This window comes from Streptomyces sp. NPDC050988, assembly GCF_044456225.1.
Taxonomy (GTDB): domain Bacteria; phylum Actinomycetota; class Actinomycetes; order Streptomycetales; family Streptomycetaceae; genus Streptomyces.
This window is the reverse complement of the sequence record NZ_JBITFQ010000005.1, coordinates 280,602-303,507: the sequence shown is the minus strand read 5'-3', so window position 1 is coordinate 303,507 and position 22,906 is coordinate 280,602. Positions and strand designations below refer to the sequence as shown.

General features: G+C 69.2%; 19 protein-coding genes and 1 tRNA gene. 15 read left to right on the top strand and 5 right to left on the bottom strand.

What is annotated here, in order from left to right; all coding sequences use genetic code 11:
• The first annotated feature begins 3 nt into the window (after positions 1-3).
• The 7 genes from ACIBEI_RS15165 (at position 4) to ACIBEI_RS15135 (ending at position 8,982) form a co-directional block, all read left to right on the top strand.
• Positions 4-1,170 (top strand): acyl-CoA dehydrogenase family protein, encoded by a 1,167-nt coding sequence (locus ACIBEI_RS15165; RefSeq protein WP_398888766.1) that lies wholly within the window; start codon positions 4-6, stop codon positions 1,168-1,170.
• A gap of 263 nt (positions 1,171-1,433) precedes the next feature.
• A complete protein-coding gene (locus ACIBEI_RS15160) occupies positions 1,434-2,483 on the top strand; it encodes an ABC transporter substrate-binding protein (RefSeq protein WP_398888765.1) in 1,050 nt (349 codons plus the stop codon).
• 314 nt (positions 2,484-2,797) lie between these two features.
• Complete coding sequence (locus ACIBEI_RS15155; RefSeq protein ID WP_398888763.1) at positions 2,798-3,739, top strand: siderophore-interacting protein; 942 nt, start codon at positions 2,798-2,800, stop codon at positions 3,737-3,739.
• Positions 3,740-3,913: 174 nt separating this feature from the next.
• A complete protein-coding gene (gene desA / locus ACIBEI_RS15150) occupies positions 3,914-5,356 on the top strand; it encodes a lysine decarboxylase DesA (protein WP_398888761.1) in 1,443 nt (480 codons plus the stop codon).
• The gene (locus ACIBEI_RS15145; RefSeq protein ID WP_398888759.1) at positions 5,340-6,632 is read left to right on the top strand and encodes a lysine N(6)-hydroxylase/L-ornithine N(5)-oxygenase family protein; all 1,293 of its coding nucleotides are present in this window, start codon (positions 5,340-5,342) and stop codon (positions 6,630-6,632) included. The genes desA and ACIBEI_RS15145 overlap by 17 nt, the downstream gene beginning before the upstream one ends.
• Positions 6,629-7,189, top strand: a complete 561-nt coding sequence (locus ACIBEI_RS15140; protein WP_398888757.1) for a GNAT family N-acetyltransferase — start codon at positions 6,629-6,631, stop codon at positions 7,187-7,189. Before ACIBEI_RS15145 ends, ACIBEI_RS15140 begins: the two co-directional genes overlap by 4 nt.
• On the top strand, positions 7,186-8,982 hold the full coding sequence (locus ACIBEI_RS15135; RefSeq protein ID WP_398888755.1) for an IucA/IucC family protein: 1,797 nt from the start codon (positions 7,186-7,188) through the stop codon (positions 8,980-8,982). Before ACIBEI_RS15140 ends, ACIBEI_RS15135 begins: the two co-directional genes overlap by 4 nt.
• Before the next feature lie 137 nt (positions 8,983-9,119).
• Here the strand turns inward: ACIBEI_RS15135 and ACIBEI_RS15130 are convergent, their stop codons facing one another.
• The gene (locus tag ACIBEI_RS15130; protein WP_398888753.1) at positions 9,120-10,715 is read right to left on the bottom strand and encodes a beta-N-acetylhexosaminidase; all 1,596 of its coding nucleotides are present in this window, start codon (positions 10,713-10,715) and stop codon (positions 9,120-9,122) included.
• Between the two features lie 62 nt (positions 10,716-10,777).
• Between ACIBEI_RS15130 and ACIBEI_RS15125 the strand changes: the two genes are divergently transcribed.
• Positions 10,778-11,656 carry a DUF4429 domain-containing protein gene (locus ACIBEI_RS15125; protein ID WP_398888751.1) on the top strand — a complete coding sequence of 293 codons (879 nt, stop codon included), beginning with the start codon at positions 10,778-10,780 and terminating at the stop codon, positions 11,654-11,656.
• 114 nt (positions 11,657-11,770) lie between these two features.
• Here the strand turns inward: ACIBEI_RS15125 and ACIBEI_RS15120 are convergent, their stop codons facing one another.
• The gene (locus ACIBEI_RS15120) at positions 11,771-13,345 is read right to left on the bottom strand and encodes a purple acid phosphatase family protein (RefSeq protein ID WP_398889014.1); all 1,575 of its coding nucleotides are present in this window, start codon (positions 13,343-13,345) and stop codon (positions 11,771-11,773) included.
• A 163-nt stretch (positions 13,346-13,508) separates the two neighbouring features.
• On the opposite strand from ACIBEI_RS15120, the gene ACIBEI_RS15115 reads away from it, so the two are divergent.
• Together ACIBEI_RS15115 and glmS are read left to right on the top strand one after the other, a co-directional pair.
• Entirely contained in the window at positions 13,509-13,766 is a 258-nt protein-coding gene (locus ACIBEI_RS15115; RefSeq protein ID WP_055616059.1) for a hypothetical protein, read from the top strand.
• Between the two features lie 80 nt (positions 13,767-13,846).
• Complete coding sequence (gene glmS / locus ACIBEI_RS15110) at positions 13,847-15,664, top strand: glutamine--fructose-6-phosphate transaminase (isomerizing) (protein ID WP_398888749.1); 1,818 nt, start codon at positions 13,847-13,849, stop codon at positions 15,662-15,664.
• Positions 15,665-15,849: 185 nt separating this feature from the next.
• Here the strand turns inward: glmS and ACIBEI_RS15105 are convergent, their stop codons facing one another.
• Both ACIBEI_RS15105 and ACIBEI_RS15100 read right to left on the bottom strand, forming a co-directional pair.
• Entirely contained in the window at positions 15,850-16,425 is a 576-nt protein-coding gene (locus tag ACIBEI_RS15105; protein WP_398888747.1) for an acetate uptake transporter, read from the bottom strand.
• A gap of 247 nt (positions 16,426-16,672) precedes the next feature.
• Complete coding sequence (locus ACIBEI_RS15100) at positions 16,673-17,197, bottom strand: universal stress protein (protein ID WP_055616056.1); 525 nt, start codon at positions 17,195-17,197, stop codon at positions 16,673-16,675.
• 440 nt (positions 17,198-17,637) lie between these two features.
• Between ACIBEI_RS15100 and ACIBEI_RS15095 the strand changes: the two genes are divergently transcribed.
• The 5 genes from ACIBEI_RS15095 to ACIBEI_RS15075 all read left to right on the top strand — a co-directional run bounded on the left by ACIBEI_RS15095 (position 17,638) and on the right by ACIBEI_RS15075 (position 21,453).
• Entirely contained in the window at positions 17,638-18,021 is a 384-nt protein-coding gene (locus ACIBEI_RS15095) for a hypothetical protein (RefSeq protein WP_398888744.1), read from the top strand.
• Positions 18,022-18,398: 377 nt separating this feature from the next.
• Positions 18,399-19,628, top strand: coding sequence for a helix-turn-helix domain-containing protein (locus ACIBEI_RS15090; protein ID WP_398888742.1), 1,230 nt, complete (start codon positions 18,399-18,401; stop codon positions 19,626-19,628).
• Positions 19,629-19,778: 150 nt separating this feature from the next.
• Positions 19,779-20,381, top strand: coding sequence for an oligoribonuclease (orn, locus tag ACIBEI_RS15085; protein ID WP_269647268.1), 603 nt, complete (start codon positions 19,779-19,781; stop codon positions 20,379-20,381).
• 94 nt (positions 20,382-20,475) lie between these two features.
• A tRNA-His gene (locus tag ACIBEI_RS15080) sits at positions 20,476-20,548 on the top strand.
• A gap of 143 nt (positions 20,549-20,691) precedes the next feature.
• Positions 20,692-21,453: a hypothetical protein gene (locus tag ACIBEI_RS15075; protein WP_398888739.1), complete on the top strand. Its 762-nt coding sequence runs from the start codon at positions 20,692-20,694 to the stop codon at positions 21,451-21,453.
• A 48-nt stretch (positions 21,454-21,501) separates the two neighbouring features.
• Here ACIBEI_RS15075 and ACIBEI_RS15070 read toward each other — a convergent pair whose 3' ends face one another.
• A complete protein-coding gene (locus ACIBEI_RS15070; RefSeq protein WP_398888737.1) occupies positions 21,502-22,557 on the bottom strand; it encodes a LacI family DNA-binding transcriptional regulator in 1,056 nt (351 codons plus the stop codon).
• Positions 22,558-22,906: the final 349 nt, after the last annotated feature.

Below are 22,906 nucleotides of genomic sequence, written 5' to 3'. Positions count from 1 at the left end.
CCCATGCCTCTCGACCACCGCCTCTCCCCCGAACTCGACGAACTCCGCCGTACGGTGGCCGACTTCGCGCACGACGTCGTGGCACCGAAGATCGGCGACTTCTACGAGCGCCACGAGTTCCCGTACGAGATCGTCCGCGAGATGGGCCGCATGGGTCTGTTCGGGCTGCCGTTCCCGGAGGAGTACGGGGGCATGGGCGGCGACTACATGGCCCTCGGCATCGTGCTGGAGGAGTTGGCCCGTGTCGACTCATCGGTGGCCATCACCCTGGAGGCGGGCGTCTCCCTCGGCGCGATGCCGATCCACCTTTTCGGAACCGACGAGCAGAAGGCGGAGTGGCTCCCCCGTCTCTGCTCGGGCGAGATCCTCGGCGCGTTCGGTCTCACCGAGCCGGACGGTGGCTCGGACGCTGGCGCGACCCGTACGACGGCCCGCCTGGACGAGGCGACGAACGAGTGGGTGATCAACGGCACCAAGTGCTTCATCACCAACTCGGGGACGGACATCACAGGCCTGGTCACGGTGACGGCGGTGACCGACCGTACCGCGGACGGCAAGCCCCTCATCTCCTCGATCATCGTGCCGTCCGGCACCCCCGGCTTCACGGTCGCGGCCCCCTACTCGAAGGTCGGCTGGAACGCCTCGGACACCCGCGAGCTGTCCTTCGCCGACGTCCGCGTCCCGGCCGCGAACCTGCTCGGCTCCGAGGGCCGCGGCTACGCGCAGTTCCTCCGCATCCTGGACGAGGGCCGCATCGCCATCGCGGCCCTCGCGACGGGCCTGGCCCAGGGCTGCGTGGACGAGTCACTGAAATACGCGAAGGAGCGCCACGCCTTCGGCCGCCCGATCGGCGCGAACCAGGCGATCCAGTTCAAGATCGCGGACATGGAGATGAAGGCGTACACGGCCCGTCTCGCCTGGCGCGACGCCGCCTCCCGCCTCGTCGCGGGCGAACCCTTCAAGAAGGAGGCGGCCCTGGCCAAGCTCCACTCCTCCACCATCGCCGTCGACAACGCCCGCGACGCCACCCAGATCCACGGCGGCTACGGCTTCATGAACGAATACCCGGTCGCCCGCATGTGGCGCGACTCCAAGATCCTGGAAATCGGCGAGGGCACGAGCGAGGTCCAGCGGATGCTGATCGCGCGGGAGTTGGGGTTGACGGGCTGACTCACCGCCCGGCTCACCAGTCGGGCCACGGCCGAGTCACCGGCCGAGTCAGCCGCTGTGTGGACGGCCGAGCCGATGGCCGAAAAAGCGCACCCCTGGGCCTCCGGGCTCAGGGGTCGCACAGTCCGCTCACAAGGGCTGATGCGGGCCACCTCCGGCGTTCCCGCAGGTGGGACCCGCCCTCTGGACATGCGATGAGGTTAGGCTAACCTACTTTCGCACTGTCCGGTGGGTCATCCGCCCTGTTCGAAAGCAGCCACGCCATGTCCAACGCCCGTGCCACTCACCTCACCCGCCGCGGCATCCTCGCCGCCGGTGGCGCCCTCGGCCTCGGTGCCGTACTCGCCGCCTGCGGTGACGAAGACTCGAAGAGCGGTGGCTCGGCGGACGCGACGAAAAGCGCCGCCGCGTCCGGCCCGTGGAGCTTCGAGGACGACCGCGGTACGACGGTGAAGCTGGACAAGGTCCCGGCCAACATCGTCGCCTTCACCGGTGTCGCCGCCGCCCTCTACGACTACGGCATCGAGGTCAAGGGCGTCTTCGGCCCGACGAAGACCAAGGACGGCAAGGCCGATGTCCAGGCCGGCGACATGGACGTCAGCAAGCTGACGGTCCTCGGCAACACGTGGGGCGAGTTCAACATCGAGAAGTACGCGGGGCTCGCCCCCGACGTGCTGCTCTCCACGATGTTCGACGACGCCGGCACCCTCTGGTACGTCCCGGACGAGTCCAAGGACAAGATCCTGAAGCTCGCCCCGAGCGTCGGCATCTCCGTCTTCGACCGCCAGCTGCCCAAGCCGCTGGAGCGCATGCTCGCGCTCGCCGAGTCGCTGGGCGCCGATGTGAAGGCCGCCAAGACCGTCGAGGCGAAGAAGAACTTCGAGACGGCCGCCGAGCGTCTGCGCAAGGCCGCCAAGGCCCGCCCGGAGATCAAGGTCCTCATCGGCTCCGCGAGCCAGGACATCTTCTACGTCTCCGGCTCGAACCTCTCCATCGACCTGGAGTACTTCAAGGCCCTCGGCGTGAACCTCGTCGAGCCCTCCGCCAAGGCCCTCAAGGCCAGCGGCGGTTGGTTCGAGAACCTGAGCTGGGAGAACGTCGACAAGTACCCGGCGGACATCATCATGATGGACGACCGCACCGCGACCATCCAGCCGGCCGACATCACCAAGGCCACCTGGAAGAAGCTCCCCGCGGTCAAGGCCGACCAGGTCATCCCCCGCACCCCCGAGCCGATCCTCTCCTACGACAAGTGCACCCCCATGCTCAACACCCTCGCCGAAGCAATAGAGAAGGCCAAGAAGGTCGCCTGACCGACAGCCCCTCGAAGGCGCGCCCCCACCTGGGCGCCCTTCAGGGGCGCGGGGAACTGCGCAGTTTTTCAGGGGCGCGGGGAACTGCGCAATCTTTTAGGGGCGCGAGGAACTGCGCGACCAGCCCCCACCGGCCCGCACCATGCGCACGACCGTCACCCCTTCAGGGGCGCGGGGAACTGCGCAGTTTTTCAGGGGCGCGAGGAACTGCGCGACCAGCCCCCACCGGCCCGCACCCCACACACACAACCCCCCACCCCACCCCCCTCCGCGAAGCGAACCCGCCCCCTGACGCAAACTCAGGAGCAAAAGCCATGCCGACGGCATCAGCCGCCCCGTTCCGTTTCTTCACCCTTCAGGTCACACGGACGAGGCGGCTCAGCCCGTCCCTCGTCCGCGTCACCTTCACCGGCCCGGACCTCCACGCCTTCGCCTCCAACGGCCAGGACCAGAGCCTCTCGCTCTTCCTCCCCCGCCCCGGCCAGCAGACCCCCGTCATGCCGATGGAGTACGGCGACGGCTGGCGCCAGGCCTGGATCGACACCCCCGAAGACGTCCGCGCGGTCATGCGCTCGTACACCCTGCGCGCCCTGCGCCAGGACGGGAACGGCGCCACCACCGAGATCGACATCGACTTCGTGCTGCACGGCACGGAACCCGGCGCCGCGACTCCCGCGGGCCCGGCCTCCCGCTGGGCCGCGGACGCCGAGGCCGGCGACCGGGCGGTCCTGCTCGGCCCGTCCGTCGCCGACAACACGGCGATCCGGTTCCGCCCGCCCGCCGACGCCGACCTGATCGTCATCTGGGCCGACGAGACGGCCCTGCCCGCCGCCTCCGCCATCCTGGAGACCCTGCCCGCCGGGACGAAGGCCCGCGTCTGGCTGGAGGTCCCGCACCCCGGCGACCGCGTCGAACCCACCACCTCCGCGGACGCGGAGATCACCTGGTTGGTACGTGACGAGGTGCGCGACGAGGTACGCACCGAAGCACCCGACGAGGACCCCGACGGCACCCCCGAAGCCGCCGCACCCGCCGCATCCGCCGAAGCAACCCCCATAGCCCTGGAAGCCATCCGCGCGGCCCAACTCCCCTCCGCCCAGGCCCCCTACGCCTGGATCGCAGGCGAGTCCGGCTGCGTAAAAGCCCTGCGCCGCCACCTCGTACGGGAGCGGGAGATCGACCGCAGGCGTGTCACCTTCGTCGGCTACTGGCGGCGCGGACTGAGCGAGGAGCAGCTGCGCGAGCAAGGCGAGTAACAGGAGAAATGACATGCGAGGTGACGGGCGAAGTAACGAGAGCGAGGCATAGGTCACAGCGTGACGGGTGGGGCGGACACGGATGCGAAGTTAGGTTAGGCTTACCTAAGTTCAGCGCCGCCCCCCACATCTCCCCCGCGCCCGTTTCTCTCCTGTCCCCCGGAGGACTCCCCCATGCGCTCGCACCTGCTCAATGACACGACCGCGGAGCGGTACCGCCGTTCCGTGACCGAAGGAATAGAGCGGGTGGCGGCCAAACTCGCCACCACCGACCGTCCGTTCACAGGCGTCACGGTCGACGCCCTCGCGCCCCGGATCGAGCGGATCGACCTCGACAAGCCGCTGCACGACACGACCGCGGTGCTCGACGAGCTGGAGGACGTCTACCTCCGGGACGCCGTCTACTTCCACCACCCCCGCTACCTCGCGCACCTCAACTGCCCGGTGGTCATACCCGCCGTGCTCGGCGAGGCGGTCCTCTCCGCCGTCAACTCCTCCCTCGACACCTGGGACCAGTCGGCCGGCGGCACCCTCATCGAGCGCAAGCTCGTCGACTGGACCAACGAGCGCATCGGGTTCGGGCCCGCCGCCGACGGCGTGTTCACCTCCGGTGGCTCGCAGTCCAACCTCCAGGCGCTGCTGCTGGCCCGCGAGGAGGCCAAGAGCGACTCGCACGCCAAACTGCGGATCTTCGCCTCCGAGGTGAGCCACTTCAGCGTCAAGAAGTCGGCGAAACTCCTCGGCCTCAGCCAGGACTCCGTGGTCTCGATCCCCGTGGGCAACGACAAGCGCATGCAGACCGTCGCGCTCGCCCGCGAGCTGGAGCGCTGCAAGCGTGACGGCCTGGTGCCGATGGCGGTCGTCGCGACCGCCGGCACCACCGACTTCGGTTCCATCGACCCGCTGCCCGAGATCGCCGAGCTGTGCGAGCAGTTCGGTGCCTGGATGCACGTCGACGCCGCGTACGGCTGCGGACTGCTCGCGTCCCTGAAGAACCGGCACCGCATCGACGGCATCGAGCGCGCCGACTCCGTGACCGTGGACTACCACAAGTCCTTCTTCCAGCCGGTGAGTTCGTCCGCCGTGCTGGTCCGCGACGCGGCCACGCTGCGCCACGCGACCTACCACGCGGAGTACCTGAACCCGCGCCGGATGGTGCAGGAGCGCATCCCCAACCAGGTCGACAAGTCCCTGCAGACCACCCGCCGCTTCGACGCGCTCAAGCTGTGGATGACGCTGCGCGTGATGGGCGCCGACGGCATCGGCCAGCTCTTCGACGAGGTCTGTGAACTGGCCGAGGAGGGCTGGCGGTTGCTCGCCGCCGACCCGCGCTACGACGTCGTCGTGGCGCCTTCCCTCTCCACCCTCGTCTTCCGCTACATCCCGGCGGCCGTCACCGACCCGGCCGAGATCGACCGCGCCAACCTGTACGCCCGCAAGGCCCTGTTCGCCTCCGGCGACGCGGTGGTCGCGGGTACGAAGGTCGGCGGCCGCCACTTCCTCAAGTTCACCCTGCTCAACCCCGAGACCACGACGGACGACATCTCCGCCGTGCTCGACCTGATCGCCGGCCACGCCGAGCAGTACCTGGGAGAGTCCCTTGACCGCGCTTCCTGAATCCGCGCTTCCTGGATCCGCCGTGAGGATCCACGACTTCATCGGTATCGGGCTCGGCCCCTTCAACCTCGGCCTCGCCTGCCTCACCGAGCCGATCGACGAACTCGACGGTGTCTTCCTGGAGTCCAAGCCGGACTTCGAGTGGCACTCCGGGATGTTCCTGGAGGGCGCACACCTCCAGACCCCGTTCATGTCGGACCTGGTCACCCTGGCCGACCCGACGTCCCCGTACTCCTTCCTCAACTACCTGAAGGAATCGGGCCGTCTGTACTCGTTCTACATCCGCGAGAACTTCTACCCGCTCCGCGTCGAGTACGACGACTACTGCCGCTGGGCCGCCTCGAAACTCACCAGCGTCCGTTTCAGCACGACGGTCGCGGAGGTGACGTACGCGGACGACGTGTACGCCGTCCGCACCACCGCCGGTGACGAGTACCACGCACGCCACCTCGTCCTGGGCACCGGCACTCCCCCGTACATCCCGGAGGCCTGCGCCGGACTCGGCGGGGACTTCATCCACAACTCCCGCTACCAGCAGCACAAGCGGGAACTGCAGGCCAAGAAGTCGATCACGCTGGTCGGCAGCGGGCAGTCCGCCGCCGAGATCTACTACGACCTGCTCAGCGAGATCGACGTCCACGGCTACCGGCTGAACTGGGTCACGCGCTCGCCGCGCTTCTTCCCGCTCGAATACACCAAGCTGACGCTGGAGATGACCTCCCCGGAGTACATCGACTACTTCCACGCGCTGCCCGAGCGGACCCGCTACCGCCTCCAGACGGAGCAGAAGGGCCTCTTCAAGGGCATCGACGGCGAGCTGATCGACTCGATCTTCGACCTGCTCTACCAGAAGAACCTCGGCGGCCCGGTCCCCACCCGCCTGCTCACCAACTCCGCGCTGAGCAGCGCGAGTTACGAGTCCGGCACGTACACCCTCGGCCTGCGCCAGGAGGAGCAGGGCAAGGACTACGAGCTGCACTCCGAGGGCCTGGTCCTGGCGACCGGCTACAAGTACGTGGAGCCCGAGTTCCTGAGGCCCGTCCGCGACCGCCTCGTCTACGACGAGCAGGGCAACCACGACGTGGCCCGCAACTACGCCATCGACACGACCGGCCGCGGCATCTTCCTCCAGAACGCCGGCGTCCACACCCACTCGATCACCTCACCCGACCTGGGCATGGGCGCGTACCGCAATGCCTACATCATCCGGGAACTGCTCGGCACCGAGTACTACCCGGTCGAAAAGTCCATCGCGTTCCAGGAGTTCGCCGTATGAGCGCCGCCGGAACCGGCAACACCGTGGGCTCCCTGAGCCTGCGCCCCCTCGACCCCCTGAAGGACGCCGAGCTGCTGCACTCCTGGGTGACGCATCCCAAGGCCGCCTTCTGGATGATGCAGGAGGCGAAACTCCAGGACGTGGAGCGGGAGTACATGGCCATCACGGCCAACGATCACCATCACGCGTATCTCGGGTTCCACGACGGACGGCCCGCGTTCCTGATGGAGAAGTACGACCCCCGGTACATCGAACTGGTGGGGCTGTACGAGCCCGAGCCCGGTGACGTCGGTATGCACTTCCTGGTCGCCCCCACCGACCGGCCCGTGCACGGCTTCACCAGGGCCGTCATCACCGCGGTGATGGACGAGCTGTTCGCCGACCCGCGCACCCGGCGGGTCGTCGTAGAGCCGGATGTCACCAACAAGGCAGTGCACGCGCTGAACGAGGCCGTCGGCTTCGTCCCGGCGCGCGAGATCGAGAAGCCGGAGAAGCGCGCGCTGCTGTCCTTCTGCACGCGCGAGCAGTTCCTGGCCACCCGAGGAGTTTCCCTGTGACCCTGTCCGACGCCGTGGCACATCTGTCCCCCCACCGCTGGGCGCGGGCCAACCGCCTCCTCGTCCGCAAGGCCCTCGCCGAGTTCGCCCACGAACGGCTGATCACCCCGGAGCCGACCGACAGCGGCGATGGCAAGGACGGCGGCCCCGCCGAGTACGCCATCCGCAGTGACGACGGGCTGACCCGCTACCGGTTCACCGCCATCCGCCGCGCCCTCGACCACTGGCAGGTCGACGCCGAGTCGATCACCAGGCACCGCGGCGGCGGCGAACTCCCCCTGCACGCCCTGGACTTCTTCGTCGAGCTGAAGGTCGCGCTCGGTCTGAGCGACGAGGTGCTCCCGGTGTACCTGGAGGAGATCTCCTCCACCCTCGCCGGCACCTGCTACAAGCTCACCAAGCCCCAGCTCACCTCCGCGGAGCTAGCGAAAAGCGGCTTCCAGGAGATCGAGACGGGCATGACCGAGGGCCACCCCTGCTTCGTCGCCAACAACGGGCGGCTGGGCTTCGGAGTCCACGAGTACCTCTCGTACGCGCCGGAGACCGCCAGCCCCGTACGGCTGGTCTGGCTGGCCGCGCACCGCTCGCGCGCCGCCTTCACGGCGGGCGTGGGCATCGAGTACGAGTCGTTCCTGCGCGACGAGCTGGGCGAGGAGACGGTCGCGCGGTTCAACGACACCCTGCGCGCACAGGAGTTGGACCCGGCGGACTTCCTGTTCATCCCGGTCCACCCCTGGCAGTGGTGGAACAAGCTCACGGTCACCTTCGCCGCCGAGGTCGCCCAGAAGCGTCTGGTGTGCCTGGGCGAGGGCGGCGACGAGTACCTGGCCCAGCAGTCGATCCGGACGTTCTTCAACAAGAGCGCGCCCGAGAAGCACTATGTGAAGACCGCCCTGTCGGTCATCAACATGGGCTTCATGCGCGGGCTGTCCGCCGCCTACATGGAGGCGACCCCGGCCATCAACGACTGGCTGGCCCAACTCATCGACAACGACCCGGTGTTGAAGTCGACGGGCCTGTCGATCATCCGCGAGCGGGCGGCCGTCGGCTACCGGCACCTGGAGTACGAGGCCGCCACCGACCGCTACTCCCCGTACCGGAAAATGCTCGCCGCCCTGTGGCGCGAGAGCCCGGTCCCCTCGCTCCGCGACGGCGAGTCCCTGGCCACCATGGCCTCACTCGTGCACGTCGACCACGAGGGCGCGTCGATCGCCGCCACCCTGATCGAGCGCTCGGGGCTGACACCGGTGGAGTGGCTGCGCCGCTATCTGCGGGCCTACTTCACCCCGCTGCTGCACAGCTTCTACGCGTACGACCTGGTGTTCATGCCGCACGGCGAGAACGTCATCCTCGTACTCAAGGACGGTGTCGTCGAGCGGGCGATCTACAAGGACATCGCCGAGGAGATCGCCGTCATGGACCCGGACGCGGTGCTCCCGCCGACGGTCGAACGGCTGCGCGTCGACGTGCCCGAGGACAAAAAACTCCTGTCGATCTTCACCGACGTCTTCGACTGCTTCTTCCGCTTCCTCGCCTCGAACCTGGCGGACGAGGGCGTCCTGGAGGAGGACGACTTCTGGCGGACGGTCGCCGACTGCGTACGCGAGTACCAGGAGGCCACACCCGAACTCGCGGACAAGTTCAAGCAGTACGACATGTTCGCGCCCGAGTTCTCGCTGTCCTGCCTCAACCGTCTCCAGCTGCGCAACAACAAGGAGATGGTGGATCTCGCCGATCCCGCCGGGGCCCTCCAGCTCGTCGGGAACCTGAAGAACCCCATCGCCGGGCTGTAAGCACCGACCACTCACGGACTTACAGCTCCCACAAGCAGGCGGGCGTCCCCCAGAACGGTCCCAGGGGGCGCCCGCCGCCGTGTTCACCTGTCGCGCTCCGACTACCGGACGTCAACTACCCGGCAGCCACCCGTCAACTACCCGGCGGGCCAGGGGACTTGCGACGACCGGTAGTAGCCGGTCCCCATCGCGTCCCACCTCGGCGCCTGTGCCGCGAGCCGCACCTTGTACGTGTCCCAGTCGTGCGTGGCCGCGGGCGACCAGCCGAGTTCGGCCACCCCGGGCAGCCGTGGGAACGCCATGTAGTCGAGGTTCGCCGAGGTGGCGAGGGTCTCCGTCCACAGCGGCGCCTCGACGCCCCGGACCGCCGAACCGGGCACGCCCGCAAGGTAGTTGCCGGGATCCCAGTCGTAGGACCGCTTGACCTCCACCAGGCCGGCCCAGTCGAGGCCGAGGGGGGTGTCCGCGTTGTACTTCATGTCGAGGTACACCCGGTCGGCGGGTGACAGGACGATCCCGGTCCCGTTCCGCGCGGCCGCCGCGACCTGCTCCTTCTCGGCGGCGTTCGTGCCGTCCAGACCCCAGTACTGGGCCAGCGCGTCCTTCGCGGGGGTCGCCCCGGTCAGCTGGTGCCAGCCCATGACCTTCTTCCCGTACTTGGCGACGACCGGCTGGACCTTGGTCATGAACTCCACGAAGTCCTCGTGGGGCGTCGAGTGCGCCTCGTCGCCGCCGATGTGGATGTACCTGCCGGGCGTGATCGCGGCCAGCTCACGGATCACGTCGTCCACGAAGTCGTACGTCACCGGCTTGGCGACGCACAGCGAGCTGAAGCCGACCGCTGTACCGGTGTAGAGCGGCGGGGCGACCCCGTCGCAGTTCAGCTCGGCGTACGAGGCAAGGGCCGCGTTGGTGTGGCCGGGCATGTCGATCTCGGGCACGACTTCGAGGAAGCGCGAGGAGGCGTACCGGACGATCTCCTTGTACTGGGCCTTCGTGTAGAAGCCGCCGGTTCCACCGCCGACCTGCGTGGACCCGCCGTACGTGGCGAGCCGCGGCCAGGAGTCGATCGCGATCCGCCAGCCCTGGTCGTCGCTCAGGTGGAGGTGCAGCGTGTTGACCTTGTAGAGCGCCAACTGGTCGATGTAGCGCTTGACTTGATCGACGCCGAAGAAGTGCCGGGAGACGTCCAGCATCGCGCCGCGGTAGCCGTAGCGGGGCGTGTCGGTGATGGTGCCGCCGGCGACCGCCCAGGGTCCGGGCTGTACGGAGTCCTTCTCGACCGCGGCCGGCAGGAGCTGGCGCAGGGTCTGCACACCGTGGAAGAGCCCGGCGGGCTCCCGGGCCGTGATGGTGACGGCACCCTTGCCGCTCTGCAGCCGGTAGCCCTCCGCTCCGAGCGCGGAGTCCTTGCGGCTGAGCTGGAGCCGGATGCCGTCGCGTCCGTCGTCGTCCGTGACCGGCAGCCGATAGCCGGTCGACGGCCGCAGCACATCGGCCAGATACGAGCCGATGCGCCGGGCCTCCCGCGAGTCGTCCACACGAATGCGCGTATCACCGGTGATCCGGTACACGGATCCGCCCGCGTCGACAGAGGCGGGGGCCGGAATCACCTGGCCGAGCGGAGTAGCGGTTCGGCCGGCGGCGGACGGTGCCGCGCCGACGACGGAGATACCTGCGGCCACCACGAGCAGCAGCGTACCGAGGAGTCGGGGCGTTCTGTGCTGTCTCACATGCGCTCCCTTCGAATGGGTATAGACCACTCTCCCGCACAGGCGGTGAAACAATCACCCCCATGGCGGAAATCATCCAACGGGACGGCACGTGGACCTTCGACGGCGACGCCCTGCGGCTCGTGCCCGGCCGTGACAAGAACGTCGGCCTGCTGCGCAAGACGTTGGGCGAACTCGCCGTACCGCTGGGCGCGTTGGCCGGAATTTCCTTCGAGCAGGGCAAGAAGTCCGGGCGGCTGAGGCTCCGGCTGCGCGACGGCGCCGACCCGCTGCTGCATGCGACCGGCGGCAGACTCACGGACTCCCACGACCCCTACCAGATGACCGTCGACTCGGACCGCTACGGCGTCGCCGAGTACTTCGTGGACGAGATCCGCAACGCGCTCCTCCTGGACGAGGTGCCCGCCACCGCCGTCGACCGCTATCTGCTCCCGGGGCCCGCGGTGCCCCTGTCGGTCTCCGCGGGCGACGGCACCGCGAGCTTCGACGGGGAGACCATCCGCCTGGAGTGGAACTGGAAGACGGAGGAGGCCAAGTCGGCGGCCGGCGCCCGCACGCTCGCCCTGGCCGACATCCAGTCCGTGGAGTGGCATCCCGCGGTCGGCCTGGAGAACGGCTTCCTCCGCTTCACCGTCCGGGGCGCCCCCACGAAGGCCCCACCGAAGTACGACCCCAACTCCGTGGACCTGTGGGGCTTCAAGAAGGACCCCCTGATGGCCCTGGTAGCGGCAGCGGTACAGGCCCGCCTCCCCCACCCATCGGCCCCGTCCCCCACGGACACCCCACCCGCCCAACTAACCCCCACCCCGGCCCCACCCCCGGAAGCCGACCACGACGCCCTCCTCCGCCGCCTCCGCGAACTCGGCGACCTCCACAAGTCCGGCGTCCTCACAGACGAGGAATTCACCTTGGCCAAGCAGGCGGTACTGAGGGGCATGTAGCCGTTCAAAGACGGCGCCCGCGCCCCCGGTGGGGGCGCGGGCGCCGTCTTTTAGGGGCGCGGGGAACTGCGCGAGCAACCACAACGCGCCCGCAGCCGCCGAACCACAACAAGATCAACGAACCCGCCGAGCCACAGTGAACCGATCAACCTCCTCACCGGTCTCAGCAATCCCCCGCACCTTCAACGTGGCAGTACGCCCCTTCGACGCCGGCGTCACATCCACCCGCAAGAACGAATAGTCGAGATACCGCACCCGCGACCACGCAACGGTCTCATCGACCTTGCCATCCTTCGTATTGACGAAGGACGCAACGGACTCGACCTCATTCTCATGCCCCTCGTACGACTGCGCCGCAGTGAACGCGTACAGACTGCGCCCCGCCGCCCCCGCCGTCACGTACACCACACCATCCGTCTCGGGATACGCCGTACCACCGATCGGCAGCTTCTTGGTGACCTTGCCCGCCTTGATGACGTCCGTGCGCTCGTACTGGTGGTTGTGGCCGTTGATGACGAGATCCACCGTGTACTTCTCGAACAACGGCACCCACTCCTGGCGCACACCTCCCTCCGAGGCGTGCGAGGTGGAGGTGCAGTAGGCGCAGTGGTGGAAGAAGACCACGACGAAGTCGACGTCCTTCGAGGCGCGGAACTTCTTCAGCTGCGCTTCGAGCCACTTGGTCTGCGTACCGCCGGAGATCCCCAGGTTGGCCGGGATCTCGAAGGAGATGTCGTTGGCGTCGAGGGAGATGACCGCCGTGTTGCCGTAGACGAAGGAGTAGACGCCCGGCAGGTTCTTCTTGTCGGGGCCGTTGTCCGGAAGGTTCCAGCGGGCGTCCTCGCCGCCGTAGCCGTTGGGCGAGTACCAGGCCTCCATGTCGTGGTTGCCGTAGGCCGGCATCCACGGGACGGACTTGGCGACCGACTCGGTCTGCGCGAGGAACTGGTCCCACACGCGCGAGTCGAACCCGGCGTCGGCGGTCTGGCCCGCGCCGGCCGGGTCGGCGTACGCGATGTCGCCCGCGTGCAGGTGGAAGGCCGGGTTCTGGCCGAGCAGCAGGCTGTTGTTGGCGAGGCCGTGGTAGCCGACGCCCTCGTCGCCGAAGGCCGTGAAGGTGAACGGCTCCTTGTGCGCGGGCGCGGTGGTGAAGGTGCCGAGCGTGCCGAGCAGGTGCGCCTCGGCCGGGTCGAAGCCGGCGTGGCCGACGCCGTAGTAGTACGTCCGGCCGGGCCGCAGGTGGGTGAGCTTGGCGTGCACGTAGTACTGAGTGTGGTTGCCGCTCGCGCCGACACCGGCCGGGGTGAAGAGCGTGCGGACCTCGGCGTCGATCTTGTGGGAGAGGTCCCAGGGGTGGGCGCCGATCCGGACGAAGGGTTTCTGCACCGCGACCGGGACCTGCCAGGAGACGGTGATCTCCGTACGGGGGTCGCTGCCCCAGGCGAGATGGCGGCCGAAGGGGGCGACGAGCGCGCCATCGACGCTCTCGGTGCGCGCGGCGGTCTGCGTCGGTACGGAAGTCTTCGTCGCCGCCTGTGCGACGGCACCGGGCACGAAGGCCCCGCCCGCGACGGCGCCCAGCGTGACGGCGCCGCCCCTGATCATCGTGCGCCGCGAGAATCTGGCGCGAAGGTATTCGTGCTGCTCGGCCATGCTCATGCGCGCGGCGAGCTGCTCCGGTACGCCCATGCGTGGAGTGTCCATGGCCGAAAAGGTGCTCCTGGCAACCATCGCACCGCGGGCCACAGGATGAACAGGCCCCGAACAGCCTCCCATAAGAGTTTCAACAGCCTCGTGCCCGAAATCGGGCAGGATTCTTGCGATTGCCAGCGCTTTACCTCAGGATCGACGGGTGCACGACGAACTTGTTGATCATCTGACGCGCTCCTCGCCCCTCAGCCGGGGCGAGGCACTGCGGGTGATCCAGGACGTCCTCGCCTACTTCGACGAGGCGACCGACGACTACGTCCGTCGCCGCCATCGCGAGCTCCAGGCTCAGGGGCTGGTGAACTCGACGATCTTCGAACGGATCGCGGCGGACCTGAAGTACCGCGCGGTCGCACCGCCCGAGCTCACGCTCAGACAGCTGCGCCGCATCGTCTACGGCTGACAGCCGAGGGCCGACAGAGCCGAACAGAACGACAGAGCCGAACCGAAACACCGAACAACCAAAGGGGACAGAGAAACCGTATGTGCGGAATCGTGGGATACATCGGCAGGCGTGACGTGGCACCGCTCCTCCTCGAAGGCCTGCAGCGCCTCGAGTACCGCGGCTACGACTCGGCGGGCATCGTCGTGACGTCTCCGAAGACGGCCGGCCTGAAGATGGTCAAGGCCAAGGGCCGCGTCCGTGACCTGGAGGCCCGCGTCCCCAAGCGCTTCGCCGGCACCACGGGCATCGCCCACACCCGCTGGGCCACCCACGGCGCTCCGTCCGACGTGAACGCGCACCCGCACATGTCGGCCGACGACAAGGTCGCCGTCGTCCACAACGGCATCATCGACAACGCCTCCGACCTGCGGAAGAAGCTGGAGGCCGACGGCGTCGAGTTCCTCTCCGAGACCGACACCGAGGTCCTCACCCACCTGATCGCCCGCTCCCAGGCCGAGAAACTGGAGGACAGGGTCCGCGAGACCCTCCGGGTCGTCGAGGGCACGTACGGCATCGCCGTCATGCACGCCGACTTCCCGGACCGCATCGTGGTGGCCCGCAACGGCTCCCCGGTCGTCCTCGGCATCGGCGAGAAGGAGATGTTCGTCGCCTCGGACATCGCCGCGCTCGTCACCCACACCCGCCAGATCGTCACGCTCGACGACGGCGAGATGGCGACACTGAAGGCCGACGACTTCCGTACGTACACGACCGAGGGCACGCGCACCACGGCCGAGCCGACCACCGTGGAGTGGGAGGCCGCGTCGTACGACATGGGCGGCCACGACACGTACATGCACAAGGAGATCCACGAGCAGGCCGACGCCGTGGACCGTGTGCTGCGCGGCCGGATCGACGACCGGTTCTCGACGGTCCACCTCGGTGGCCTGAACCTGGACGCCCGCGAGGCGCGCCAGATCCGCCGCGTGAAGATCCTCGGCTGCGGCACCTCGTACCACGCGGGCATGATCGGCGCGCAGATGATAGAGGAGCTGGCCCGCATCCCCGCGGACGCCGAGCCCGCCTCGGAGTTCCGCTACCGCAACGCGGTCGTCGACCCCGACACGCTGTACGTGGCGGTGTCCCAGTCCGGTGAGACGTACGACGTCCTGGCGGCCGTGCAGGAGCTGAAGCGCAAGGGCGCGCGGGTCCTGGGCATCGTGAACGTGGTCGGTTCGGCCATCGCCCGCGAGGCCGACGGCGGCATGTACGTGCACGCGGGCCCCGAGGTGTGCGTGGTATCCACCAAGTGCTTCACGAACACCACGGTCGCCTTCGCGCTGCTCGCGCTGCACCTGGGCCGCACCCGTGACCTGTCGGTCTCCGACGGCAAGCGGATCATCGAGGGCCTGCGCAAGCTTCCCGGCCAGATCACGGAGATCCTCGACCAGGAGGACGAGATCAAGAAGCTCGCCGAGCAGTACGCCGAGGCGCGCTCGATGCTCTTCATCGGCCGGGTACGCGGCTATCCGGTGGCCCGCGAGGCCTCGCTGAAGCTGAAGGAGGTCTCGTACATCCACGCCGAGGCCTACCCCGCCTCGGAGTTGAAGCACGGCCCGCTCGCGCTGATCGAGCCCGCGCTGCCGACGGTCGCGATCGTCCCGAACGACGACCTGCTGGAGAAGAACCGCGCGGCCCTGGAGGAGATCAAGGCCCGCAGCGGCAAGATCCTCGCCGTGGCCCACGAGTGCCAGGAGAAGGCCGACCAGACCATCGTCGTCCCGAAGAACGAGGACGAACTGGACCCCATCCTGATGGGCATCCCCCTCCAACTCCTCGCCTACCACACGGCCTTGGCCCTTGGCAGGGACATCGACAAGCCGAGGAACCTGGCGAAGTCGGTCACGGTGGAGTAGTAGCCCCGTCGACGGGGGTGCGCGCCCGTCTCGGTGCGCCCCGTAAGGGGCGCGGGGAACTGCGCGACCAGCCCCCACCCACCCGCACGCGAACAACAAGAGGACGGACCCCCAACGTGCCGCCACCAACGCACGGGGGGTCCGTCCACACGCCGGGGCCGCCCATTGCCCCGGCTGGCTGCCAGTCAGCCGGGAGCCGTCACGCCCCGACCGGCAGCACGACGCGGCATGGCCGTAGGCCAGTGAGCCAGCGCCGCGGTCGCCGCGTACCAGGCGGCCAGCCCGCCGACGACCGCGAACCACCCACCCACCTTGGCAAGCCCCGCGGAGTCACCGAACTGCGCCACGGCGAGCAACACCATCGCCACGAACAGCAGCCCGTACGCGCCCCTGGTGAGCGGCGCCGAGGCGGACGCCCCCAGCGTCAGACTCAGCGCGACGAGCGCGAAGAGCAGCAGGAACAGCCCCGCCGCGTTGTCGGAGACCTGTGTGTCGGCACCGAGACCCCAGGTGAACCAGAACGCCCCGAGCCCGGCGAACGCCGTACCCGTGAACGTGTCGTGGTCGCGGTCGCGGAAGGCCATGAGGCCGGCGACGAAGAGCGCGATGCCACCGACATAGATGGCGAGAGAGACGGAATCGGCTGCCGTGACGCCGTCGATCACTTCGGTGTGACCGAGGCCGAAGGCCAGCAGGGTGAGTCCGAGTGCGAGATGGCCGAGGGTCCAGGTGGTGCTTCCCGCGGAGACGTCATTGTCCACGGCGGGCTCCCTTCGTGCATGTGCTGTTGTGCGGTGACCGGTATATGCCCTTCACAAGCGCACAAACACATCTACGCGCGAGTAGATTTACCCGACACGTAAAGGAAGTTGACCTCGCCCACGGCTCATCTCACCTGGGACAACACCGAGTTGCGATACGGCAACACCGAAGGCGTTCGAACAGAGGTCGAAACAGCGGCCGAAACAGCGGCGATCAGCGGTCGGCCGGGGAACGGCCGGAGGCCGATCAGGGGATGACGACCACCGGGCGCTGCGCACGCTTGGCGAGCCGGCCGGCGACGGAGCCGAAGATGCGTCCGACGATGCCGTGGGTCGATCCGACGACGATCGCGTCCGCCTCGTACTCCCGCCCCACCTCTTCGAGTTCGTGGCAGATGTCCCCGCCGCGCTCGACGAGGATCCAGGGGACCTCGGCCAGATACTCCGCACAGGCGAGTTCGAGCCCGAGCACCTCGGTGCGGTGATCAGGGACGTCGACGAAGACCGGGGGCTCGCAGCCCGCCCACACCGTGGTGGGCAGCCGGTTGGCGACGTGGACGATGATCAGGCCCGACCCGGAGCGGCAGGCCATGCCGATCGCGTACGCGAGGGCGCGCTCGCTCGATGTCGATCCGTCGAAGCCGACGACGACGCCGTGCTTGAAGGCGGGATCGCAGGACTGACGTGGTTCTTCCGCCGCCAAGGGCTCGGCCGCCGTGGGATCGGCGACGGGGCGCTTGCGGTCCGCGGGTTCGAATTCGTGACCGGCCATGAGTGTCTCGGCGTTCGGATCCTCGTGGGTGGGACGACAGGTGCTACGGAGCTGTGTCCGGGAATCATCTTCCCAACCCCATACCCCCAAGGGTACGGCGGCACGCCTCCTCTGCCCAGATCCCGCTCTCGCCGCGGGAGGGTTCCAGGGAGCATGCACGAGAGAACGCCCGTAACGCAATGGTTGCTGCCCCGTACAGGCGGTTTGCACAGCGTTCACCCAGCAAGAAAGCCCCTGGGCGGGCATTCAGGGTGCCAGGGCTGCCGCGGGCGGCATTGGCAGGGGCGCGGGGAACTGCGCGACCAGCCCCCACCCACCCGCGGCCGGACCACGACCCCCGCCCCCCAGGGCTTCCGAGGGCACCCCTGGGAAGCCCCCCGTGACCGCCGGGTCGAACCCGCGTTGAACCCCTGTAAGCCACCGCCCCAGGGAGCCCCACCGTGTCCGGACAACCCTCGACCGCGCCCCAGCCCCCCTCCAGGACACCCGCCGCCCGCTCCGCCGCCACCCAGGACACGGTGAGCGACGTGGTCCGCTGGGCGGCCTTCAGCTGCGTCCTGGTTCCGGTCGTCCTCGTCGGGTACGGGACCTCCCTGGCGGGCGCCGCCGGCGCGGCCCTCGGCCTGGCCGCGGTGACGGGGGCGTGCCGAGTGCTGCTGCGCCGGTCCGAGCGGGGCGCGGCACGGCAGCGTACGGCGGAGCAGGCGCCGCACCGAGCACCCCACGGCGAGGACCCGGCGCCCCATCATGTGCCCCGCGGCAGGGCCGGCGCGGGAGCGCACCGGGGCGGTCGGCATGCCGGTGGAAATACGCCGGTTGACTGACCGGTTTCCGCGCACGAGCCCGTTGCTTTTCAGCCAACTTCTGGACACCGCGCACCCCTTGGCCGACCAGGCCCCCAACCCCCGTTCGACCTGCACTGAAAGGGTCCAGTAGGGTGCCCGCACCCTACTGGGACCGGCCACGCGAGGCAGGCGCACTTCCCTGTACGGCCCACGAGTGCAACGCTTCGTGATCGAATGCTTCACGCCAAGTTGCCATGTCGACAATCTGCCGAGTGCTGAACTGGCCACCTCGGCACCACGCGACACAGTAGATTCGATCTTGACGTCTTACGGCGGGGGACTCGTGCAGGACCGAGGGGAAACGTGCAGGAGCGACACAACCGAGGAGCCGCGACCACCGAGGGGGGCTTAGCAGTATGAGCCACGACTCCACTGCCGCGCCGGAAGCCGCGGCCCGGAAACTTTCCGGGCGACGCCGCAAGGAGATCGTCGCGGTGCTGCTGTTCAGCGGCGGCCCCATCTTCGAGAGTTCCATACCGCTTTCGGTGTTCGGGATTGACCGCCAGGACGCCGGCGTGCCGCGCTACCGACTACTGGTGTGCGCCGGCGAGGAAGGCCCACTGCGGACCACAGGAGGCCTGGAACTCACCGCGCCCAATGGGCTGGAGGCGATCGCCCGGGCAGGCACGGTCGTCGTGCCGGCCTGGCGGTCGATCACCTCACCACCACCGGAGGAGGCGCTCGACGCACTGCGCCGGGCCCATGAGGAGGGCGCCCGCATAGTCGGGCTGTGCACCGGCGCCTTCGTACTCGCGGCGGCCGGACTGCTGGACGGCCGTCCCGCGACGACACACTGGATGTACGCACCGACGCTGGCCAAGCGCTATCCGTCGGTGCACGTCGATCCCCGCGAGCTGTTCGTGGACGACGGCGACGTACTCACGTCGGCGGGCACGGCGGCCGGGATCGATCTCTGTCTGCACATAGTGCGGACGGACCACGGAAACGAGGCAGCCGGAGCGCTGGCCCGCCGTCTGGTGGTCCCGCCCCGGCGCAGTGGCGGTCAGGAGCGCTATCTCGACAGGTCTTTACCAGAGGAGATCGGCGCCGACCCGCTCGCCGAGGTCGTCGCCTGGGCGCTGGAGCACCTCCACGAACAGTTCGACGTGGAGACGCTGGCGGCACGTGCGTACATGAGCAGGCGTACGTTCGACCGCCGGTTCCGCTCGCTCACCGGGAGCGCTCCCCTGCAGTGGCTGATCACGCAGCGGGTGCTCCAGGCGCAGCGGCTCCTGGAGACGTCCGACTACTCGGTGGACGAGGTGGCGGGCCGTTGCGGCTTCCGCTCCCCGGTGGCCCTGCGCGGCCATTTCCGCCGGCAGCTCGGCTCGTCCCCCGCCGCGTACCGGGCCGCCTACCGGGCCCGCCGTCCGCAGGGCGAGAAGCAGTCGGACTCGGACGGTTCCGGCGCGCCACCGCCGCCGCCGGTGCAGCAGGAGGCACCCGTGCCGCTGCAGACCCGGCGTACGGCGGCCGCTCACGCGGTCGGTCCGGCGACGTCGTCCCTCTCCACGGAGGGACGGAGCGGCGCGGAGATGTACGCGGCGGGACGGGCGAGCCTGCCCGGGCAGCGGAGCGCGCCCTAGCCGCGGCCGTTTCGGAGCGTTGCGCGCCGGCCCCGGACCGTTGTGGTCCGGGGCCGGCGCGGTTTTTGTCCGTCATCGGGACCGACATCGGGGCCGACTGCCGAGGTCCCGGGCCTGCCCGGGCGCGGGAGCGGGCCGTAGGGTGAGGCCATGAACGATCGCATGGTGTGGATCGACTGCGAGATGACCGGTCTCTCGCTGTCGGACGACGCGCTCATCGAGGTGGCCGCGCTGGTGACCGACTCTGAGCTGAACGTACTCGGCGAGGGGGTGGACATCGTGATCCGCCCGCCGGACGCCTCGCTGGAGACGATGCCGGACGTGGTGCGCCAGATGCACACGTCCTCCGGCCTCCTCTCCGAGCTGGCCGGTGGCACGACCCTGGCGGACGCGGAGGAGCAGGTCCTCACCTATATCCGTGAGCACGTCAAGGAACCGGGCAAGGCCCCGCTGTGCGGGAACTCCGTCGGCACGGACCGCGGCTTCCTCCTCCGCGACATGGCGACCCTGGAGGAGTACCTCCACTACCGCATCGTGGACGTCTCCTCGGTCAAGGAACTGGCCCGCCGCTGGTACCCCCGGGCGTACTTCAACAGCCCGGAGAAGAACGGCAACCACCGCGCGCTCGCCGACATCCGCGAATCCATCGCGGAGCTCCGCTACTACCGCGAGGCGATCTTCGTCCCGCAGCCCGGCCCCGACTCGGAGACGGCCCGCACCATCGCCTCGAAGCACGTCCTACCTGCGGGATAACCCCCACCGAAACACGGGCGCGAGCACCCCTTCGGACCCTGTACACTTTTTCTCGGCCGGTCGGTGAACCACTCGGAGAACCAACCCGGTCATGGTGGGTGTAGCTCAGCTGGTAGAGCACCTGGTTGTGGTCCAGGATGCCGCGGGTTCAAGTCCCGTCACTCACCCTGAAGATCCTGAGGGCCGGTCCGTGAAAGCGGACCGGCCCTCAGGCGTTTTCCGCACCATCTGGCACCACCGCCCCCCCGGACTGATCGAATTCCCCGGCGGTACTGGACTGCCCATCCCGCCCCCCGTCACAGTTACGAGCATGCTGGAGGCAGTCGTCGGAGTGGTCGGGGTCGTTGTCGGGGTGGCGGGGCTGGTCACGAGCTATGCCGGGCATCGGCACTCCGTGCGGGAGTCGGCGCGGGTGGCGGCCATGGCCCGGGAGGTCGAGGAGCGGGAGCGGGAACTCGCGCGGGAGGCCGAGCGGCGGGCGGAGGTGGTGCAGGCATCCCTGGTTCAGGTGGTGATGAGGAGCCGGCCGTCGCCGCTGGCCGAGCAGTGGGTCGGCTGGAGTCTTCAGGCCACGAACGGGAGCGACCAGCCGGTCAGGGACGTCGCCCTGCACTACGACGGCCTGCCTCTCCCCACGACCCTCACCGGCGGGCTGCTGCACGCCGGCGAGAGCGTCAGCGCCCTGCTGCCCACGAGCGACACGAGCCTCGGTCCCGCCCATCCCTCCCAACCCGCCCTCGGTGTCGTGGAGTTCACGGACGCGGCGGGAGTCCGGTGGCGGCGGTCGGCCACGGGAGTGCTGGAACAGCGGTACGAGAGCGGGAGTTGGGACGCCCGGCACCCGCGGGTGGCTCCCTTTCAACCGCCCGTTCAACCGCCCGTGCAGACGGGGACGTACGGCCGACCGACCCCTGCCGGACCTCCGGGCGCGGGCCCGGCACAGCCACAGCCACAGCTGCGGACACGGCCGCAGCCTCGGTCCCGTAAGCCGCTCCCCCGGTCGGTGTCCGCCGCGATGGTGCTCGTCGGCGCGGGCCTGGTCGCCTGGGCGGTGTGGTCCCTCACCCGGTAGGGCGGCACCCGGGGGGGGCGGCACCACCCGGGAAACCGCGCCCCTCCCCTACGAAGACGCCCGCGCCACCAGCTCCGTAGGAAGAACAAGCTGTCGCCTCTCCAGCCCCCGGGACACCGCCGGGCGGCGGTCCGCTATCTCGTCGATCAGGAGGTCGAGCATCGCGCGGCCCATGTCCTCGATCGGCTGGCGCACGCTTGTCAGGGGCGGGTCCATGTGGCGGGCGATGGCCGAGTCGTCGTAGCCGACGAGGGCCACGTCGTCGGGTATGCGGCGGCCCGCCTCGCGCAGGACCTGGCGGGCGCCGGCCGCCATCACGTCGGAGCCGGCGAAGACCGCGTCCAGGGTCGGGCAGACGGCGAGCAGCTCCTTCATCGCCCGGCGACCGCCCTCCTCCGTGAAGTCACCCGGGACGATGAGGCGGTCGTCGACCTCGCGGCCCGCCTCGCGCAGCGCCTCGCGGTAGCCGTCGACACGGCGCTGGGCACCGAACACGTCGAGGCGTCCCGCCAGGTGGGCTATGGTCCGGCGGCCCTGGGCGATCAGGTGTTCCACGGCGAACCGGCCGCCGCCGAAGTTGTCCGAGTCCACCGACGGCAGGGTCTCGTCGGCCGAGCGCCGGCCGCTGATCACCGCCGGGATCTCCAGCTGGGCCAGCAGGTCGGGCAGCGGATCGTCCGCGTGGACCGAGACCAGCAGGACCCCGTCCACCCGGTGCGCGGCCAGGTACTGGGCCAGCCGGCGCCGCTCCCGGTCGCTGCCCGCGAAGATCAGCAGGAGCTGCAGCTCGGTGTCGGAGAGCGCCGCGCCCACTCCGCGCAGCATGTCGGAGAAGTACGGCTCGGCGAAGAAGCGGGTCTCGGGCTCGGGGACGACCAGGGCGATCGCGTCCGTACGGTTGGCGGCGAGGGCACGGGCCGCCGTGTTGGGTACGTATCCCAGCTCGGCGACCGCCGCCTCGACGGCCGCGCGGGTGGCGTCGCTGACCCGCGGGGAGCCGTTGATCACGCGGGAGACCGTGCCGCGGCCCACACCGGCGCGCGCGGCGACCTCTTCGAGGGTCGGCCGTCCGCCGCTCCGGCTACGCGCTCCGTGGACTGCCATGTCCGCCTCCCGTCCGGCACGGCTCTCGCCGTGCTTGGCCTGGAATGTAACAGTCGTGATCGGGACCCGGCGCCCGGAGTCCGGGCCTCCGCACTTCACCCCTACTCCCACACCGTCCCGGCCCCCACCCCGGTCGGCACCCCGTCGGGCACCCCGCCCGTACTCGCTCAGCACCCGGCCGCACCTCCTGGACCCCACACCCACGCCGAAGCAGCCACTCCAACGCCACGCGACGCCACTCCGAGGCCGATCCGGCGCCTCCCCGAGGCCGTCCCGAAACCGTCGGAGACCTACTCTCCCGAACCCAACCTCCGTTAGCTAACAGCCCGATAACTGAAGACATATCTCT